Below are 18,737 nucleotides of genomic sequence, written 5' to 3' on the forward strand. Positions count from 1 at the left end.
ATTCATCCCTGGGTCTGCTGGATTGCTTCGCGGAGCACTTGGCGGTCGTCGAAGGGCCGGACCACCCCGGCGATGTCCTGGCCCTGTTCGTGGCCCTTGCCCGCGATCAGCACGGTGTCGCCGGGGCGGGCGTGGGCCACGGCGGCGGCGATCGCGGCGGCGCGGTCCTCGAAGACGGCGACCTCGCCGCGCTCGTGGGCCGGCACCTCCGCGGCGCCCGCCAGCATGGTGGCGAGGATCGCCAGCGGGTCCTCGGAGCGGGGGTTGTCCGAGGTCAGCACGGCCTCGTCGGCGAGGCGGACCGCGGCTGCGCCCATCGGCCCGCGTTTGGTCCGGTCCCGGTCGCCGCCGCAGCCGATCACGATGCGCAGGCTGCCCTCGGTGACCTTGCGCAGCGCGCGCAGCACCGACTCGACGGCATCGGTCTTGTGGGCGTAGTCGACGACGGCGAGGTACTTCTGGCCGACGTCCACGCGTTCCAGGCGGCCCGGCACGCCGGGCACGGCGGCGATGCCGGCGGCGGCGGCCCCCAGGTCCTTCCCCGCGACGGCGAGGGCGGCGAGCGCGGCGAGCGTGTTGGAGACGTTGAAGGGTCCCGACAGCGGCGAGGTCGCGTCGATCCGCTGCCCCTGGGGCCCGACCGCCACGAACGTGGACTTCAGCGGGCCCACCTCGACCCGCTCGGCCCGCCAGTCCGCGTCGGGGTGTCCCTCGGCCGAGTAGGTCACCACGGGCACCCCGGCCTCCACGGCGAGCCTGCGGCCGTACTCGTCGTCCAGGTTGACGACGCCGGCCCGGGAGCGCTGCTTGGTGAAGAGCTGGGCCTTGGCCCGGAAGTAGTCCTCCATGTCGGAGTGGAACTCCATGTGCTCCGGGCTGAGGTTGGTGAACACGGCGACGTCGAAGACGCAGCCGTCCACCCGGCCGAGGACCAGCGCATGGCTGGAGACCTCCATGGCCACCGAGGCAACGCCGCGCTCCTTCATGACCGCGAAGAGCGCCTGGAGGTCGGTGGCCTCGGGGGTGGTCCGCTCGGACTTGATGCGCTCCTCGCCGATGCGGGTCTCGACCGTGCCGATCAGCCCGGCCAGGTCGCCGGTCGCGGCGAGCCCGCCCTGGACGAGGTACGCGGTGGTGGTCTTGCCGGAGGTGCCGGTGATGCCGATCTGCAGCAGCCCGCGCCCGGGGTGCCCGTAGACGGTGGCCGCCAGCTCACCCATCCGGCCGCGCGGGTCACCGACGGTGAGCACGGGCAGCCCGGTGGCGGCGGCGCGCTCGGTGCCCGCGGGGTCGGTGAGGATGGCGACGGCGCCGAGGTCGGCGGCCTGCGCGGCGAAGTCCGCGCCGTGCAGCCGGGCGCCGGGCAGTGCGGCGTAGACGTCGCCGGGGCGCACGGCGCGCGAGTCGTGCGTGATGCCGGTCACGGCGACGTGCTCGTAGGACCCGGCCGGTCCGGTGATGGTGCGCAGGCCCACCTGGTCGGCGAGCCGCGGGAGGGGGGTGGGCGTCACCTTGGCGGGCCGCGGCGGCCCGGGGGCGGTCACCTGGGCGCCTTCGTGGGGGACGGGGGACTGATCAGCGTGTGGCACGGCGGTGAGCGTACCGGGCGCGGCGGGCGGCGAGCCAAATGAGCGAGAGCGTGCTCCGGCGTGATCAGGCCGCTTCTGGCCCTGGTCGGACGGGGCGGGGGTGGCCTGGGGCTCGGGTGCGTTTCCCGGGTCGGGAGTGATCGTTGTCACGGGCGGTTCCTGGTTCTGTGCGGTCCCGGCCTTCGGACCGTGAAGGTCAGTCCTTGGCCGGATCGAAGGAGACGGGCAGCCGGGCCGGCTTGGCGCCGGTGGGCGGCACCTGGAGGGTCTTCAGGGAGAACTCCATGACCTGCTTGAAGATGGGGCCGCAGGTCTCGCCCCCGAAATAGCTGCCCTTGGTGGCGTTCTGCAGGACGCAGTACACGGTGACCCTCGGCTTGTCGGCGGGTGCGAAACCGGCGAACGAGGAGGTGTAGCCGTGGTAGCGGCCGGTGGCCGGATCGACACGGTTGGCGGTGCCGGTCTTGCCGGCCACCCGGTAGCCCGGGATGCGGGCGAGGGTGCCGGTGCCCTCCTCGTCGCCGACGACGGACTCCAGCATCTGCGAGAGCGCCCTGGCGGTCTCGGCGCTCACCACGCGGGTCTTCCTGGGTGCCGGCGCCCGGGTGAAGTGCCCGTCGGGTCCCTTCGTACCGCGCACCAGGGTGGGCGCCACCCGCACTCCGCCGTTGGCGATCGTCGAGTAGACGGACGCGGCCTGCAGCGCGTTCACGGAGACGCCCTGGCCGAAGGGGATGGTGAACTGCTGGGACTGCGACCACTTGTCCGGCGGCGCCAGGATGCCCGCGGTCTCGCCCGGGAAGCCGAGCCCGGTGGGCCTGCCGATGCCGAACTTCCGCAGGTACGAGTAGAGCACCCGGTCGGCCTGGGCCTGGGTCTTCCCCAGCTGGCCGGTGGCCAGGATGGTGCCGATGTTGCTGGACTTGGCGAGCACGCCGTTGAGCGTCAGGTACCACGTGGGGTGGTCGACGTCGTCGGAGAAGAGCCGGTCTCCCCGGTGCAGTCGGTTGGGCACGACCACGTGCGTGAGCGGGGTGGCGGCGTTCTCCTGGAGGACCGCGGCCATCGACATCAGCTTGGCCGTGGAGCCCGGCTCGTAGGCGTCCTGGAGGGCCGCGTTGCCGAGGGAGGCGGGCGAGGCCTCGGACAGGTCGTTCGGGTCGAAGCCGGGGGCGTCGGCCATGGCCAGGATCTGGCCGGTCCTGGTGTCCTGCACTATCACATAGCCGCGGTCCGCCCTGGACTTCTTCACCTGCTCGCTGATGGCGTGCTGGGCCGCCCACTGGATGTCGCGGTCGATGGTGAGTTCCACGTCGGAGCCGGGCACGGCGGGCGTCTCGCTGGAGCCCGCGGTGGGCACCTGGCGGCCGCCCGACTGGGCGTAGGTGATCCTGCCGTCCTTGCCGGCCAGCTCCTTGTCGAGTGCGAGCTCCAGGCCGCCCGCGCCCTTGCCGGCGCCGTTGACCCAGCCCAGGACCCCGGCGGCGAGGTCGCCGTTGGGGTAGACGCGCTTGCTGCTGGGCTGCTGGAAGACGCCGGCAAGGACGTTGGCGGTCCCGGGGTCGTCCTGGGCCTTGGTGGCGAGGGTGCTCTTCAGGTCACTGATCTGGTTCCAGACCTGGGGGGTCTGGCGGGTGGCCAGCAGCACATAGCGGGTCTTCGGGGTGCGGAGCCTCTCGGCGAGGGACGCGGTGTCGGCGCCGAGGATGGGGGCGAGCAGCGCGGCGGCCTGCTGGGGCGCGTCGGCGACCTTGGTGGCCTTGCGGGTGAACATCGTCGGGTCGGCCGTGATGTCGTACGCGTCCACGCTGACGGCCAGGTCCACGCCGTTGCGGTCGGTGATGCCGCCCCGCTCGGCGGTCAGCGGCTGGCTGGTGTAGCGGTTCCGCTCGGCCTTGGCCGCGTACGCGCTGGCGTCGACGCCCTGGACCTGGCACAGCCTGCCCACGAAGACCAGCATGACCAGCGTCATCGTGACGCTGACCATGCGCAGCCGGGGGCGGGGGCTGCCGAGCCGGATGGTCCGCACGGGGCCGGAGCCGCCGGCGCCGGCGGGGCGCGGCCGGCGCGCGGGGCGTGCGCCGGGGCCGGGGCGGCGGTCGCCGGCTCCCCGGGGACGGCCCGGCGCGGCGGGCGAGGGGACGCGGCGGCGCGGGGCTTCCCTGTCGGTCACGGGATCACCTGCCCAAAGTCGTCGATACGGAGGGCACGGGCCCGGTGGGCGAGGGCGGCGCGACCAGCGCGGTGGCCTCGGTGCCCGGGGCCTCGGTGCCCGTGGCCTCGGTGCCCGGGGTGCCGGGCGCGGCGGAGTCCTGGCGGGCGGCGGTCTCGGACGGCGGTGCGCCGGGGGCGCTCAGCGGGGTGGTGCCGGCGGTGCTGGGCACGCCGCGCACGGTGCCGTCGGGGTCGAGGAAGGCGGGGTCGCCGCCGGGCACCATGCCCAGCTTGTGGGCCCGGCGTGCCAGGGCGCCGGGGTCGGCGTAGCCGTTCACCTCGCGTTGCAGGGCCTGTTCCTCGTCGGTGAGGTCGGTGGTCCGCTGCTTCAGCTCGCTGAGCTGGAACGATCCCTCGTTGAGCGAGGAGTTCAGCACCAGCAGGCCGAGCAGGCCGCCGCCCAGCAGCACGACGATCAGCAGGACGAACGGTGTTCTCGCGGCCCGGCTGGGCCCCGGCAGCATCCGGGCCAGCCGGGCGGCTCTGCCGCGCAGCTCGATCTTCCGTCTCATGGGTGCCTCCCCCGCTTCAAGGATCCCTCCCCCCGCCGCGCGGGGGGCCGTTCGCCGTTCATACGGGACTCGGGGCACGAAGGCCCCGCCGGGGGCGGCGCCCCGGCGGGACTCCACGGGGCCGGTGCGGGGCGCGCGAGCGGTGCCGGCCGCGGGGGCGGAGGGCGGTGTCCTGCCCGACCGTGCCGTTCACGTGACCTCCTCGCGTACCCGCTCGGCGCCGCGCAGGCGCGCCGGGGCCGCCCTGCGGTTGGCGGTGACCTCCTCCTCGGAGGGCAGCTCGGCGCCGCGGGTCAGCAGCCTGAGCCGGGGCTGGTACCGCTCGGGCACCACCGGCAGGCCGGGCGGCGCGGTGTTCGCGGCACCGGCCGCGAGCACCTGCTTGACCAGCCGGTCCTCCAGGGAGTGGTACGACAGCACGACGATCCGGCCGCCCACGGCCAGCGCCCGCACGGCGGCTGGCACCGCACGCTCCAGGACGGCGAGTTCGCCGTTGACCTCGATGCGCAGGGCCTGGAAGGTGCGCTTGGCGGGGTTGCCGCCGGTGCGCTTGGCGGCCTGCGGCAGCGCGTCGCGGATCAGCTCGACCAGCCGCCCGCTGGTGCTGAACGGCTCCTTCTCCCGCTCCCGGACGATGGTGGACACGATCCGCCTGGCCTGCTTCTCCTCGCCGTAGCTGCGCAGGATCCGCACCAGTTCGCCGGGCGGGTAGGTGTTGAGCACCTCTGCGGCGCTGATGCCGGTGGACTGGTCCATGCGCATGTCGAGCGGGGCGTCCTGGGCGTAGGCGAACCCGCGGTCCGCCTCGTCGAGCTGGAGGGAGGAGACGCCGAGGTCGAACAGGACGCCCTGCACGCGCGGCACTCCGAGCCTGGCGAGGACGTCGGGCAGCTCGTCGTAGACCGCGTGCACCAGGGTGGCCCGCTCGCCGTACGGGGCGAGCCGCTGACCGGCCAGCCGCAGCGCCTCCTTGTCCCGGTCGAGCCCGATCACGCGGAGAGCGGGATAGGCCGACAGCAGGGCCTCGCTGTGTCCGCCGAGCCCCAGGGTGCAGTCGACGACGGTGGCGGACGGCAGCGCCAGCGCGGGACCCAGCAGGTCCAGGGTGCGCCGCAGCATGACGGGGACGTGACGGCCCCGGCCGGTCTGCCGTCCGGCCTCGTCCCCGGTGGACCGGTGGTCCCGGGGGCCCTGGTCCCGGCCCCGGTACGGATGCGCCTCGCGCCCTTGCATTGGCCCTCTCAGATCAGGCGCGGCGGCACGCACCGCCGGGTCCCCGCCCGCTCGCGAAGGGGAACGGCCCGCTGGCGCCGGTGAAATGGCGTCAGCCGACCGGGAGCGGGAGGAGGCCGAGCCGTACGTGCGCGGCCGCGCACGTGGGGAGATTCTGGGAAACGCCCCGCGTAAATCAAGCAGAAACGGCGGTGACCGCGGAATTCGAATCCGGCGAACAGCCGAGCGGGAGCCCCTCTGGCCTCCCGCTTCGCGTCACTTTAGTCCACACTGTCGCCCGGTCAATCAACCGGCCTGCGCGTCGGCCGGGCAACCTCCGAAGGGTGCCCGAACGGTGTGCCGCCCGCGCGCACATCGGACGGATTCACCCGTGTGGCGGCACATGGAGGGCCCTTGTGGGTTATCCCACACCGGTCCCGTGTCCGCCGTCGCCCCGTCCCCGTCCCCGTCCCGTGTCCGCAGTCGCCCCGTCCCCTCCCCGTCCTCTTCCCGTCCCCTCCCCGTCCTCTTCCTGGCGTCGTCCCGGCGTCGCTCCGGCCCGCTCTCGCCGCCGCTTCGGTCCGCGCATGGGGCGGGGCCGCCGCAGTGCGCCCGGTACCCTCGCAAGCGGGCGCCCAGTACCTTCGGGGTTATGTCGACTTCCGCCACCCCTGATCAGGGACAGCTGACAGAAGAGAACACCGGCGCCATAGGCCTCGCCGGAACCGTCACCGACCGCCTCGTCGAGGCGAACCAGCGCTACGCCGAGCGTTTCACCGACCCCGGCATGGATGCCAGGCCGGTCCTGCAGGTCGCCGTCGTCGCCTGCATGGACGCCAGGCTCGACCTGCACGCGGCGCTCGGCCTGGAGCTGGGCGACTGCCACACGATCCGCAACGCCGGCGGTGTCGTCACCGACGACGTCATCCGCTCGCTCGCCATCAGCCAGCGCGCCCTGGGCACCCGTACGGTGGTGCTCATCCACCACACCGGATGCGGGATGGAGCGCATCACCGAGGAGTTCCGGCACGACCTCGAGATGGAGGTCGGGCAGCGCCCGCCGTGGGCGGTGGAGGCGTTCCGCGACGTCGACCAGGACGTACGGCAGTCGATGGCGCGGGTGCGCACCTCGCCGTTCCTGCCGCACCGTGAGGACGTCCGCGGGTTCGTCTTCGACGTGCGCACCGGCGCGCTGCGGGAGATCGACCCGGCGTGAGCCGTCCGGGTGACGCGCTCACCCGGACGTCATGGCGGCCGCCCACCACCGGAAGACGGACCACGTCCGGCGTATCGTCGCCAGTTATCCACAGGCGAGTGACACGAACCGGTAACGGCAACAAGAATGCTGATGTGACGCCGTGCGGAACTTCTCGCGCGTGGCGTCCGTGTTTCGGGGTGGGCCGGTCGCACATGGGCGCACCGGCCCGAGTTGGGGTGTCCCCCGCTCTCAGGGAGCTCGGGGAAGGGGCCGAGGAGGACCGGTGACGACCTATGACGAGCGGGCGAGCCAGGGGGATCCCCACGCACGGGCGGAGTCGGGGGTGGGAGAGGACCTGAGCAGCACGGCGGAGCGTGTCCGCCGCTCGGTCGAGGCCGTGATCGAGGGCAAGCCGGAGGTCGTCCGTCTGGCGCTGACCGTGCTCCTCGCCCAGGGCCACCTGCTGATCGAGGACGTCCCCGGGGTGGGCAAGACCATGCTCGCCAAGGCGCTCGCGCGCTCCATCGACTGCTCGGTGCGGCGCATCCAGTTCACGCCCGACCTCCTCCCGTCGGACATCACGGGCGTGTCCATCTGGGACCAGCAGCGCCGGGACTTCGAGTTCAAGCCCGGAGCGATCTTCGCCCAGATCGTGATCGGCGACGAGATCAACAGGGCCTCGCCCAAGACCCAGTCCGCGCTCCTGGAGTCCATGGAGGAGCGCCAGGTCACCATCGACGGGCAGACGTACGAGCTGCCCGCCCCGTTCATGGTGGTGGCCACGCAGAACCCCATCGAGATGGAGGGCACCTATCCGCTGCCCGAGGCCCAGCGCGACAGGTTCATGGCGCGGGTGTCCATCGGCTACCCCAGCCCGGAGGCCGAGCTCCAGATGCTGGACGTGCACGGCGGCGTCTCGCCCCTGGACGACCTGCGGCCCGTCGCCCACGCCCAGGACGTGGTGAAGCTCATCGACGCGGTGCGCCGGGTGCACGTCTCGGACGCGGTGCGGCGCTATGCGGTCGACCTGGTCGCGGCCACCCGCACCCACCCCGACCTCAGGCTCGGCGCCTCCCCTCGGGCGACGCTGCACCTGCTGCGCGCCGCGAAGGCGGCCGCCGCCCTCGCCGGCCGGGAGTTCGCCCTGCCGGACGACGTCCAGGCGCTCGCGGTGGCGGTGCTGGCCCACCGCCTGCTGCCCACCGCCCAGGCCCAGCTGAACCGCCGCACGGCCGAGCAGGTCGTCATGGAGATCCTCCAGCACACCCGCGTGCCCGCCGCCTCCCCGGGGGCTCCCCTCCACCCGGGCGTCCACCCGGGCGTCCACCCGAACGGCCGCCATGCCTCCGGACACGACCGGGACCCGGGCCCGTTCGACCCGCAGCGCGGCAGCCGGAGGGCGTGATGGCGCAGCCGACCGGCCCGGCCGGTCCCGCCTCCCCCGCCGCGGCGAACGAGCCCGGCGCACCGGCCGCCACGGGCGGCGCCGTGCGCACCGCACTGGCCGGCCTTACCACCCGTGGCCGCTCCTTCCTGGCCGCCGGCATCGCGGCCGCCGTCTGCGCCTATGTGCTGGGCCAGAGCGACCTGCTGCGGGTCGGCCTGCTGCTGGCCGCGCTACCACTGGTCTGCGCGCTGGTGCTGTACCGCACCCGGTACCGGGTCTCCAGCAGCCGGAGGCTCTCCCCCGCGCGCGTGCCGGCCGGCGCGGAGGCCCGGGTCCATCTGCGCATGGACAACGTCTCCCGGCTCCCCACCGGCCTGCTGATGCTCCAGGACCGCGTGCCGTACGTGCTGGGGCCGCGGCCCCGTTTCGTACTGGACCGCGTGGAGCCGGGCGGCCGCCGTGAGGTGTCCTACCGGGTCCGCTCCGACCTGCGCGGGCGTTACCCCCTCGGCCCGTTGCAGCTCCGCCTCACCGACCCGTTCGGCATGTGCGAGCTGACCCGGTCCTTCGCCACGTACGACACCCTGACCGTCGTCCCGCAGGTGGAGGCGTTGCCGCCGGTCCGGCTGAGCGGCGAGGCGAAGGGCTACGGCGACGGGCGGCAGCGCTCCCTGGCGCTGGCCGGCGAGGACGACGTCATCCCGCGCGGCTACCGCTACGGGGACGACCTGCGCAGGGTGCACTGGCGGTCCACCGCGCGGTACGGCGAGCTGATGGTGCGCCGTGAGGAGCAGCCGCAGCGGGCCAGGTGCACGGTCCTGCTGGACACCCGGGCGATCGCCTACGAGGGTGCGGGGCCCGGCTCGGCCTTCGAGTGGGCGGTCTCCGGCACGGCCTCGGTGCTGGTGCACATGCTGGAGCGCGGCTTCTCGGTCCGGCTGCTGACGGACAACGGCACCTCCGTGCCCGGCGAGGGCTCCGACGGCTTCTCGGGGACCAGCCAGGAGTCCGCCGACGCGGCGGGCCTGATGATGGACACCCTCGCGGTGGTCGACCACTCCGACGGCACCGGCCTGTCCCGCGCCTACGACGTGCTGCGCGGCGGCAGCGAGGGGCTGTTGGTGGCCTTCCTCGGTGACATGGACGAGGGCCAGGCCGCCGTGGTCGCCTCGATGCGCCGGCGCAGCGGGGCCGCGGTCGCCTTTGTGCTGGACCCCTGGATGTGGGCGCACGGCGCGGCGCGGGACCGCGCGGCGGGGCCGTCCCCGGGCTGCGAGGACCGGCTGCGCCAGCTCGGCGAGGCGGGCTGGACGGCTCTCGCGGTGCCGCCGGGCGCGGGTCCCGCCGAGATGTGGCGGCAGGCGGATCGGCAGCGCAGCGCGGAGGGCGTGAGCGCGGCGGGCACGAGTGGGGGTTGGGCATGATCGGGACACGGCACCCCTCGCGCGGGGGCGCGGCCAGGGGCGGGACGGCGGCTCCGGACGGAGCCAGGGCCGCGGGCGGGACCGCGACTCCGGACGGAGTCACGGCCGCGGGCGGGACCGCGACTCCGGACGGAGTCACGGCCGCGGGCGGGACCGCGACTCCGGACGGAGTCACGGCCGCGGGCGGGACCGCGACTCCGGACGGAGCCAGGGCCGCGGGCGGGACCGCGACTCCGGACGGAGTCACGGCCGCGGGCGGGACCGCGACTCCGGACGGAGTCACGGCCGCGGGCGGGACCGCGACTCCGGACGGATTCACGGCCGCGGGCGGGACGGCGGCTTCGCGGTGCACGACGGCTTCGGCGGAGACGGCGGCCCCGGGCAGGACGGTCCGGGGCAGGACGGTCCCGGGCAGGACGGTCCCGGGCAGGACGGTCCCGGGCAGGACGGTCCCGGGCAGGATGGTCCCGGGCAGGATGGTCCGGGGCGGGGCGGTGGCCGGGGGCGGGATGGCGGCCTGGGGCGGGGGTGCCGTGTGAGCGGGCGTACCCGGATGGCGCTGTGTGCCGCGGCGGCCACCCTGCTGACGGCGTGCGCGCTGCTGCCGCTGGTCGACAGCTCGGTCTGGCTGCTGCAGGCGGCCTTCCTGGTGGTGGTGCAGACGGCCGTGGGCGCCGTGGCCCGCCGGGTGCCGCTCGCCCGGCCGGTGACGGTGCTGGCGCAGGCCGTGGTGACGGTCCTGATGCTGACGCTGGTCTTCGCCCGTGCGCAGGCCGTCGCGGGCCTGGTGCCGACCCCCGAGGCGCTCCAGCGGTTCGGCACCCTGCTCGCACTGGGCCGCGACGACGTGCGCCAGTACGCGATCCCGGCGCCGCTGACCGACGGGATCCAGTTCATGCTGATCGGCGGCGTGCTGCTGATAGGGCTTCTGGTGGACGCCCTCGCGGTGACCTTCCGCAGTGCGGCCCCCGCCGGGCTGCCGCTGCTCGCCCTCTACGCCATCGCCGCCGGTCTGTCGCAGAGCTCCGCGGACTGGCTGTGGTTCCTGCTGGCGGCGACCGGATACCTGCTGCTGCTCCTCGCGGAGGGCCGGGACCGCCTGTCGCGCTGGGGCCGGGTCTTCAGCGGGGCACCCCGCCCGCCGGGCGGGCGGGTCACGCCCGGCGGCCCCGAGGCGTCCGGCGCCGTCGCACCGGTCCGCGCGGGCCGCAGGATAGGGGCGGTGGCGCTCGGCATCGCGCTCGTGGTCCCGCTGGCGCTGCCCGGGCTGAGCGCCGGCCTGTTCGACCCCGCGGCCCACGGCGGCGGGGTGGGCCCGGGCGGCGGCACGGTCTCGGCGGTCAATCCGCTGGTCTCGCTGCAGAACAGCCTCAATCAGCCGGAGGACAAGGAGGTGCTGACCTACCGCACCTCCCCGGGTACGGCGAACGACCAGTACCTGCGGATCGTCTCCGAGGACGAGTTCGACGGCACCACCTGGAAGCCCGCCGTCCGCCGCATCACCGACGTACCGAAGGTCCTCCCCGCCCCCGAGGGCCTCAGCCCCGGCGTGCGCACCACGGAGATCAGGACCACCATCAAGGCAGCCGACTGGTACGCCCAGGACTGGCTGCCCATGCCGTACCCGGCGAGCCAGGTCAGGATCGGCGGCCGCTGGCGGTACGAGCCGGTGGGCCGCACCCTGGTCGGCGACCACGGCCAGACCACCAAAGGCGTGTCCTACGAGGTGACGAGCCTGGCCGTGGCACCGACCGCGCGGCAGCTGGCCGACGCCCCGAAGCCGCCCCCGAGCGTGGCGCGCGAGTTCACCAAGGTGCCCTCGTCGCTGCCGGCGGTGGTCGCCGCCACCGCCCGCCAGGTCACGAAGGGCGCGAAGAACGACTACGAGCGCGCGGTGAAGCTCCAGGACTGGTTCGCGGAGGACGGCGGCTTCACCTACAACACCAATGTGGAGGCCGGCACCGGGCCCGGCGCGATAGCGCGGTTCCTGCGCCAGAAGGAGGGCTTCTGCGTCCACTTCTCTTTCTCGATGGCGGCCATGGCCAGGACGCTTGGCATACCCGCCCGGGTCGCAGTGGGCTTCACACCCGGCACGCTGACCGCCGACGGCTCGATGTCGGTGGGCCTGAGGGACGCGCACGCCTGGCCCGAGCTGTACTTCGAGGGGGTCGGCTGGACCCGCTTCGAGCCCACCCCGAACCGCGGCAGCGTGCCCGACTACACCCGGCCCGACACCCGTAGTGACGTCTCCAGCGATCCGGCGGCGCCCTCGCAGGCCGAGCCCGGCACGCCGTCCTCCGAGCCGACGGCCCAGGACAGCTGTTCCACGGCGGACAAGCGGCTCGGCTCCTGCGAGTCCACCGTTCCGCAGACGGGCGGCGGCTCCGGGGACGACGGCCCGTCGGCCGGGCTGATCGCCGCCGGTGCCGTGGGCGCGCTGGTCCTCCTCGTGCTGCCGCTGCTGCCGATGCTGTGGCGGGTGCGCGTGCGTGCCAGACGACTGGGCGACCCGGGCGCCGGGAGCACCGGGAGCGCCGGGAGCGCCGGGAGCGCCGGGAAACGGCGCACCCCCGGCCTGCCGGGCCCGCTCGGCCGGGCGACCGGGGGGCGGCGTGGACACCCGGGGCGTGGACACCCGTCACGCGCCGGGGAGGAACAGCCGCCCGCCGGTGGCACACTCGCCGGTGGCGCGGGCGAGCCGCCCGTCCCGGCCGAGGTGGTGCGGCGCACCCTGGCGCACTGGCGTGAGGTCACGGACACGGCCTGGGATCTCGGCATCGTGCCCAACGAGTCGGAGACGCCCCGCAGGGCCGCGGACCGCATCGTTCGGGTGGCGCCGCTGGAGCAGGATGCCGCGGCGAGCGTGCACCGGGTGGCGAGCGCCGTGGAGCAGGTGCTCTACGCCCCGGCTCCCCGGCCCGCCCCGGGCCTGGCCGACGACGTACGGCGGGTGCGGGCCGGCCTGCGGGCCTCCGCGAGCCGTGCCACGCGCCTGCGCGCCGTTCTCGCCCCGCGCTCGGCCGCGCGCCTGACGTGGGCGTTCGCCGACTGGCGCCGGCGTGTGGCGGCCCGCCTGGCGACGTACTGGCCACATGGGCGCGTCAGCATGCGGCCTTTCCGGTAGGCGGGGCGGCGCGGCGCCCAGCACGGTGGGGCGGCGCCCAGCGCCTCCGGGCAGCGCGGTGGCGCGGCATCCAGCGCCTCCGGGTAGCGCGAAGGCGCGAAGGCGCGAAGGCGCGAAGGCGCGAAGGCGCGAAGGCGCGAAGGCGCGAAGGCGCGAAGGCGCGAAGGCGCGAAGGCGCGAAGGGCAGGTGGCCCATGCGGTCCCGCCTGCCCGTTCCGGCCCGTGGCTGGACATCGCTCTCGTCGCGGCCGGTCGCGCAGATCCCCGCGCCCCTGCCGGGGCCGCATACGCTCGCCCGTGCCCCTGACGGAGCCCTGGCGGGCAAGTCCGGACACGACTGAGGGCGACCACTGCGAACGGTCGCCCTCTGCATACGTTATGTGATCCGGCAGCCGGAAACCGCCGACGCTCTCACTGCCCCTGCTCGTCCTGACGTCGCTGCCACCGCTCCTCGATGCGGTCCATCATCGAGCGCCGCTGCCTGCCCTGCCGTCGGCCCGGCCGCGTACCCGCCGCACCCGGCGCACCCGCACCGGCGGGCGGCTGCTCGCCCGACCTGGGCGCCTTGCGCCAGCCGGTGACGGCGAGCACGGCGCACCCCAGCATGACGAGGAACCCCACCACACTGATCCAGATGAGCTGGGCGACCATGCCGCCCATGAGGAGACCGATACCGACAAGGAAGCCCACAACCGCGAGATACGCCCGGCGTCGGGTGTACCTGCGCAGTCCGCTTCTCTCAAGCGCTGTCGCGAACTTGGGATCTTCGGCGTACAGCGCTCGCTCCATCTGCTCGAGCATTCGCTGCTCGTGCTCCGAGAGCGGCACGGAGTCCTCCTCATCGTGCAGTCGCCGGGGCGACCGGGGGGTTCCCTTCAGGATAGGCAGGGAATCGCCCCCGTGAAACCCGCCCCTCTACGCCAATTCACCACCCGCGCCGCCATGCGGTTCGAGTCGCTGATCATTGCATTCCCCAGCGATCGGTCCGTCATGCCGGACGGTCTCCTTCGATCATACGGCGCCGGAAGCCCGATCGGGTGCCCTGTGAAGTACTCCATTCGTCCCTGCGCCGCTGATCAGCCGTGGTCGCGTGCCGTGTCCCGGTCGCCCGTGCGGCCCTGCCGCTCGCCGAGCACGTGGAGCTGGGTGGCGACGGACTGGAAGGCGGGCAGTTCCGCGGCGGCCGCCTCAAGCTTCAGCAGGGCCTCCAGGGCATCCGGTTCGGTGTCGACCAGATCCCCGGGGACCAGGTCGGCGAAGACCCGGACGCCGTGCACCGCCTCGACGCGGACGCCCGCGGCCTCGACGAGCGCGGTGAGCTGTTCGACGGTGAAGCGCCGGGGCACGGGGTCGCCGTCGCCCCAGCGGCCTTGGGGGTGGGTGAGGGCCTGGTGCGCCTCGGTGAAGTGACCGGCCAGCGCGCGGGCGAGCACGGTGCCGCCCAGGCCGGCGGCGAGCAGGCTGAGCACCCCGGAGGGGCGCAGCGCGCCGATGACGTTGCGCAGGCCCTCGGCCGGGTCGTCCACGTACTCCAGGACGCCATGGCAGAGCACCGCGTCGTAGCCGCCGCGCTCCACGACGTCGAAGAGCCCGAGGGCGTCGCCCTGGACGCCCTGGATACGGTCGGCGACCCCGGCCTCCGCGGCCCGGCGCTCCAGCGCGAACAGCGCGTTCGGGCTGGGGTCGACCACGGTGACGCGGTGGCCGAGGCGGGCGACGGGCACGGCGAAGTTGCCGCTGCCGCCGCCGGTGTCGAGGACCCCGAGCTGCTCGCGGCCCGTGGCTTTGACCCGGTGGTCGAGGGCGTCCTTGAGGACCTCCCAGACCACGGCGGTACGGAGGGAAGCGCGGGGGCGCATCGGGTCCGACACGGGATTGACTCCTCGGCGCGGCACCGCCTCTTGTCGGCGGAGCGGTTTGGCCTCCCCCGGCCATCGGCGGGAGAGGGGGGTGCAGGCGCACCCAACCCTATTGCCTCCCGAGCCCACGGCCCCGGCACGGTCACCCGGCGCCACCGGCTCCCGTCCAGGGAGCGGACGCCGGCCACGGTCCGGCGACCTGCGCACCCTCCTCCAGCCGGCGGCCGGGGACGAGACCGCAAGTGGCCCGCCCCGGCGGCGTACGGCAGGCACGTCATGGCTCGCCGCGCGGTTCCGCGCGCTTCCATCCGGGCCCCACCCCACCGGCCGGTGACCGACCACGAAACCGCGGGTGGGGCCCGCCTGCAAGGGGCGCGCGGAACCGCGCGACAAACCGCCACCCGCCGACAGCCAGGAACGAGACAGCAGGGGCTGCCCCAGGGACGCGGGGAACCGCGCGACAAACCGCCACCGGCCGGCGGCCAGGAACGAGGGACAACGAGGGACAACGAGGGACCCGGGGAGGGACCGGACGCCGGCGCGGGGTCAGCCGGCGTCCTGACGGGGCTCCGCAGCCGGCTGCGGGAGAACCGGCTGGAGCGTCAGCAACCGCTCCACCAGGCGCAGGAACATCGCTCCGTCCCGCAGCAGGTCGTCGGCCTCGCGGCGGGTCACCGCGCCGCGGATGCCCGCCTCCGCGCGGGCCCTGCGGCCGGCGCCCGCGGCGAAGAGGGCGCTCCACTCGGTGAGTTCCGGAGCGATCTCGGGGAGCACTTCCCAGGCGCTCCTGATCCTGGCCCGCCGGCGGGGCGTGGGCTCGGGCCTGCCGCGCGCGGCGAGCACGGCGGCGGCGGTCCGCAGTGCGGCGAGGTGGGCGGTGGCGTAGCGCTCGTTGGGCGTGTCGAGCAGGGCCGCCTCGTCGAGCCCCGCGCGGGCCTGGGCGAGCAGGTCGAGCGCCGCCGGCGGGGCGGAGGTACGGCGCAGCACGGGGTGCACGTCGGTGGCGGGACCGGTCAGCGAGGGGGCAGGGCCGGCGGCGCGGCGGCGGGCGGCTGCTGCTGCGGGGTACCTGGCCATGACATACCTCCTGTCGTCTGGGTGACGACCCGGTGGCCGTCTGTGCCCATCGTGGCCCCCACCACTGACAATCGGCTCTGACCTGGCCTTTTACTTCGATCGCACGTTCGGGAAAGAGGCCCCTCGGCGCTCTCGCGGCGCCCTTTCGAGGTGCCCCTCGTGGGCGCCTCCCGGCCGGCACCTCCCCGCGACGTCACCTCCCCGCGAGATCACCGCCTCGCGACGTCACCGCCTCGCGGCAGCGCCCCGGTGGCGGCGACCCGAACGGTCCGGCTCCGCCCGAAGCCCCGCCTCCGCCGGCGGGCCACCGCGGGGTCCCGTGACGGCCCGCGGATCCCGCGCGAAGCCGCACCGCCCCGGCGCGGGCATGCGTACGCCGGTCCGGTGCGGCCCCAATCCCCCTGAGACCGCGCCGGACCGGCGTCCCCCCGGAATGTTCCCCCGTGGCGGCCCCGCGGCCCGTGCCCCCGCCGGCCGCTGTGGTGCACCGGGGCCGGCCTCCCCCGCCGTCGGGCGGGGGTGGCCAAGGGCGCCGCGCCGTTCCGCCGCCCCGTGTCGGCGGTGCCGGCGCCGCGCGCCCTTCCATGCCCCCACTCTTCCGTGCCGGCCGGCCCGGACCATCCGCGTGCCTACTCATCCGGGTGCCTAGGTAGACGTACTCAGGGGTAGGCGCTCGCCCCCAGCAGGGCCCGGGCCGCGGTACCCGGAGCCGTCCGCGGGTCCCGCTGTCAGTGGGTGCCGATAGGGTCCCTGGCATGGCACGGATTGCGGTGATCGGCGCCGGGATGGGCGCCATGGCGGCCGCCGCCCGGCTGGCCGTCGCGGGCCACCGGGTGGTGGTGTACGAGCGCGCGGACACCTACGGCGGCGCCCTGGGGAGCGTCGAGCGCGACGGCTTCGTCTTCGACACGGCCCCCGGCCTGCTCCCGCTCCCCGCCGTCTACCGCGACCTGTTCGTGAAGACGGGCAAGGAGCCCCTGGAGGAGTGCGTGGGGCTGACGCAGGTCGAGCCCGCGGCCCGGCACGTCTTCGCGGACGGCACGGACGTCCGCCTGGCGAACGCGTCCCGTGCCGCCGTGGGCGCGGCCCTGGACACCGCCCTCGGCGGGGGCGCGGGCGAGCGCTGGGCGGCGTTCATGAACCGCGCCCGGGAGGCCTGGGACCGCTCGCGCCGTCCCCTGCTGGAGGAGCCCCTGTGGCCGAACTGGCAGGTGCTCGCGGACCGCGAGCCCTATCCGGCGCTCGTCCGGCGCCGCCTGCTGCGCAGGGACCGCTCGGCGGCCACCCTCGCGGAGGTCGCGGAGCTGGAGCTGGACGGCGAGCCCCGGCTCCGCGCGCTCCTTGAGCACCATGCGCTCGCCGCCGGCCTGGACCCGCGGACGACCCCGGCGTCCGCCGCCGTGCTGCCGTACCTGGAGCAGACGTTCGGCGTCTGGGCGGTGCGCGGCGGGCTCCGGGCGCTGGCGCGGGCCGTGTACGAGCGGTGCCTGGCCCGGCGGGTCGAGTTCCGCTTCGGCGCCCCGGTGGCCGGGATCGTGGAGAAGGACGGCAGGGCGTCCGGCGTCGAGCTGGCGAACGGCTCGGTCGAGGAGGCCGGTTTCGTGGTGGCGGGCGTGGCGCCCGGTGTGCTGGACCGGTTGCTGCCGGGCGCCCCGGCCCGTGCGGTGGGCGAGGTGCCCGCCAGGGCGGGCCTGCCCAGCCGTGTGACGGTGCTGCTCGCCCTGCGGGGCGCCCGGCCCGCGGACGCCCCGCACCGCACGGTGGTGCACAGCCCGGACCGCGCGGCCGAGCTCGACCGGCTCTTCGGGGCCGCCCCCGGCGTCCCGGAGGAGCCGACGGTCACCGTGCTGCGCCCCGCCGACCCCGAGCTGATACCCGGCCCGGAGCACGAGGCGGTCACGGTGACGGCCACGGTGCCCGCCGGGGCCGCGATCACGGGGGCCGACGTCGATCGGGTGCTCGCGCGCGCGGAGCACGCCGTGGAGGGACTGCGCGAGCGCCTTCTCTGGCACGAGGTGCGCACGCCTGCGGACGTCGCAGAGGCGACCGGCGCGGAGGGCGGGGCGGTCCCGCCGCCCGCCCTGGCCGCGGGGGGCGGCCGGCTGCTGCACCCGTCGAACACGACGCGGCTTCCGGGGCTGTTCACCGTGGGCGGCTGGTCCCACCCCGGTGGCGGTCTGCCGCACGCGGGCATGTCGGGCGCACTGGTCGCCGGGTTGATCGTGGAGGGCCCGCGGTTCCGCGGCTCGCAGTGACCTGGCAGGGCTCGTGCGTCCGCGGCCCACAGTGACCGGCAGGCCCCGCGGTTCCGCGACCCACAGTGACTGGCAGGCCGCGTGGTCCCGCGGCCCACAGTGACTGGCAGGCCGCGTGGTCCCGCGGCCCACAGTGACTGGCAGGCCTCATGGTTCCGCGGCCCGCAGTGACCGGGTAGGCCCCCTGGTTCCGCGGCCCGCAGTGACGTGGGCGCCGGTCGCCGCGAGCCGACGCGGAAGGGATCACGCGCCGTCAGCGGCTCACCGGTCACCGCCTTCCGGAGGGCGGGCCGACGTCTCCCGTGCCCCACCGCCCAACGGCCGCGGGACATCGCCCGCCGGCCGTCCCCGCACCGGCAGGAGCGCTCAGTACTACTGCCGGCCGTGGTAGCCGGAGCCGGTGTCGTAGCCGTCCGCCGAGGGGTCGTATCCGGCCGCGGGGTCGTAGCCGCCCTGTGTGTGGCTCTGTCCCTGGTACGGATAGGGCTGCTCGGGCGGCAGCTCACCGCCGTAGTCGGTCCCGGTGCCCCGCTGCTGGGGCATCCAGACACCGCCCGGGGGTGTGTCCGTGCCGTAGGCGTCGCCCCCGTACGGATCCTGGGCGGGGTAGGACCCGGCGTACGGCTGCTGGGCGTAGGGGTCGTACTGCTGGTGCTGCTCGGTGCCGTGGCCCTGGGCGCTCCCCGTGCCGTCCTGCGGCGCGCCGCCCGGGTAGGGGGCCGCGGCCCAGGCGTCGCCGTACGGCTGCCGGCCGGCGTCGTAGCCGTACTGCTGGTCGTAGCCGGAGTAGCCGTCGTACCCGTACTCGGTGCCGCTGTAGGCCGTGTTCGGGGCGGACGCGGCGGCGTAGGCGTCGGCGGTGGCGCCGGAGCCCGCCGCCGCGTAG

Annotated in this window: 12 protein-coding genes; 5 read left to right on the forward strand and 7 right to left on the reverse strand. The window is 75.0% G+C overall.

Annotated features, from left to right (window positions below):
- Window positions 1-2: 2 nt before the first annotated feature.
- From ACSMXW_RS06495 to rsmH, 4 genes are all read right to left on the reverse strand, one after another.
- The gene (locus ACSMXW_RS06495; protein ID WP_485804510.1) at window positions 3-1,739 is read right to left on the reverse strand and encodes a UDP-N-acetylmuramoyl-L-alanyl-D-glutamate--2,6-diaminopimelate ligase; all 1,737 of its coding nucleotides are present in this window, start codon (window positions 1,737-1,739) and stop codon (window positions 3-5) included.
- Between the two features lie 46 nt (window positions 1,740-1,785).
- Window positions 1,786-3,762, reverse strand: coding sequence for a peptidoglycan D,D-transpeptidase FtsI family protein (locus ACSMXW_RS06500; RefSeq protein WP_485804511.1), 1,977 nt, complete (start codon window positions 3,760-3,762; stop codon window positions 1,786-1,788).
- Window positions 3,763-3,766: 4 nt separating this feature from the next.
- Window positions 3,767-4,315 (reverse strand): cell division protein FtsL, encoded by a 549-nt coding sequence (ftsL, locus tag ACSMXW_RS06505; protein ID WP_485804512.1) that lies wholly within the window; start codon window positions 4,313-4,315, stop codon window positions 3,767-3,769.
- A 189-nt stretch (window positions 4,316-4,504) separates the two neighbouring features.
- The gene (rsmH, locus tag ACSMXW_RS06510) at window positions 4,505-5,434 is read right to left on the reverse strand and encodes a 16S rRNA (cytosine(1402)-N(4))-methyltransferase RsmH (protein ID WP_485804513.1); all 930 of its coding nucleotides are present in this window, start codon (window positions 5,432-5,434) and stop codon (window positions 4,505-4,507) included.
- Window positions 5,435-6,179: 745 nt separating this feature from the next.
- On the opposite strand from rsmH, the gene ACSMXW_RS06515 reads away from it, so the two are divergent.
- The 4 genes from ACSMXW_RS06515 to ACSMXW_RS06530 all read left to right on the forward strand — a co-directional run bounded on the left by ACSMXW_RS06515 (window position 6,180) and on the right by ACSMXW_RS06530 (window position 12,660).
- Window positions 6,180-6,743, forward strand: coding sequence for a beta-class carbonic anhydrase (locus ACSMXW_RS06515; protein ID WP_485804514.1), 564 nt, complete (start codon window positions 6,180-6,182; stop codon window positions 6,741-6,743).
- 265 nt (window positions 6,744-7,008) lie between these two features.
- Entirely contained in the window at window positions 7,009-8,130 is a 1,122-nt protein-coding gene (locus ACSMXW_RS06520) for an AAA family ATPase (protein WP_485804515.1), read from the forward strand.
- Entirely contained in the window at window positions 8,130-9,536 is a 1,407-nt protein-coding gene (locus ACSMXW_RS06525; RefSeq protein ID WP_485804516.1) for a DUF58 domain-containing protein, read from the forward strand. Before ACSMXW_RS06520 ends, ACSMXW_RS06525 begins: the two co-directional genes overlap by 1 nt.
- Before the next feature lie 535 nt (window positions 9,537-10,071).
- Window positions 10,072-12,660, forward strand: a complete 2,589-nt coding sequence (locus ACSMXW_RS06530; RefSeq protein ID WP_485804517.1) for a transglutaminase TgpA family protein — start codon at window positions 10,072-10,074, stop codon at window positions 12,658-12,660.
- Window positions 12,661-13,071: 411 nt separating this feature from the next.
- Here the strand turns inward: ACSMXW_RS06530 and ACSMXW_RS06535 are convergent, their stop codons facing one another.
- The 3 genes from ACSMXW_RS06535 to ACSMXW_RS06545 form a co-directional block, all read right to left on the reverse strand.
- Window positions 13,072-13,488 (reverse strand): DUF3040 domain-containing protein, encoded by a 417-nt coding sequence (locus ACSMXW_RS06535; RefSeq protein WP_485804518.1) that lies wholly within the window; start codon window positions 13,486-13,488, stop codon window positions 13,072-13,074.
- 248 nt (window positions 13,489-13,736) lie between these two features.
- Window positions 13,737-14,531 (reverse strand): methyltransferase, encoded by a 795-nt coding sequence (locus tag ACSMXW_RS06540; protein ID WP_485804519.1) that lies wholly within the window; start codon window positions 14,529-14,531, stop codon window positions 13,737-13,739.
- 534 nt (window positions 14,532-15,065) lie between these two features.
- Window positions 15,066-15,596, reverse strand: coding sequence for an SAV_6107 family HEPN domain-containing protein (locus ACSMXW_RS06545; RefSeq protein WP_485804520.1), 531 nt, complete (start codon window positions 15,594-15,596; stop codon window positions 15,066-15,068).
- A 755-nt stretch (window positions 15,597-16,351) separates the two neighbouring features.
- Here ACSMXW_RS06545 and ACSMXW_RS06550 point away from each other — a divergent pair.
- Window positions 16,352-17,851, forward strand: a complete 1,500-nt coding sequence (locus tag ACSMXW_RS06550) for a phytoene desaturase family protein (RefSeq protein ID WP_485804521.1) — start codon at window positions 16,352-16,354, stop codon at window positions 17,849-17,851.
- Window positions 17,852-18,737 lie beyond the last annotated feature (886 nt).

The sequence above is a fragment of the Streptomyces sp. DSM 116793 genome, from assembly GCF_057320905.1.

Bases quoted from the DNA above. Each gene is read 5' to 3' on its own strand.
- ftsL (WP_485804512.1), bottom strand. From the start codon at position 4,315: ATGAGACGGAAGATCGAGCTGCGCGGCAGAGCCGCCCGGCTGGCCCGG.
- rsmH (WP_485804513.1), bottom strand. From the start codon at position 5,434: ATGCTGCGGCGCACCCTGGACCTGCTGGGTCCCGCGCTGGCGCTGCCG.
- ACSMXW_RS06515 (WP_485804514.1), top strand. From the start codon at position 6,180: ATGTCGACTTCCGCCACCCCTGATCAGGGACAGCTGACAGAAGAGAAC.
- ACSMXW_RS06525 (WP_485804516.1), top strand. From the start codon at position 8,130: ATGGCGCAGCCGACCGGCCCGGCCGGTCCCGCCTCCCCCGCCGCGGCG.
- ACSMXW_RS06545 (WP_485804520.1), bottom strand. From the start codon at position 15,596: ATGGCCAGGTACCCCGCAGCAGCAGCCGCCCGCCGCCGCGCCGCCGGC.
- ACSMXW_RS06550 (WP_485804521.1), top strand. From the start codon at position 16,352: ATGGCACGGATTGCGGTGATCGGCGCCGGGATGGGCGCCATGGCGGCC.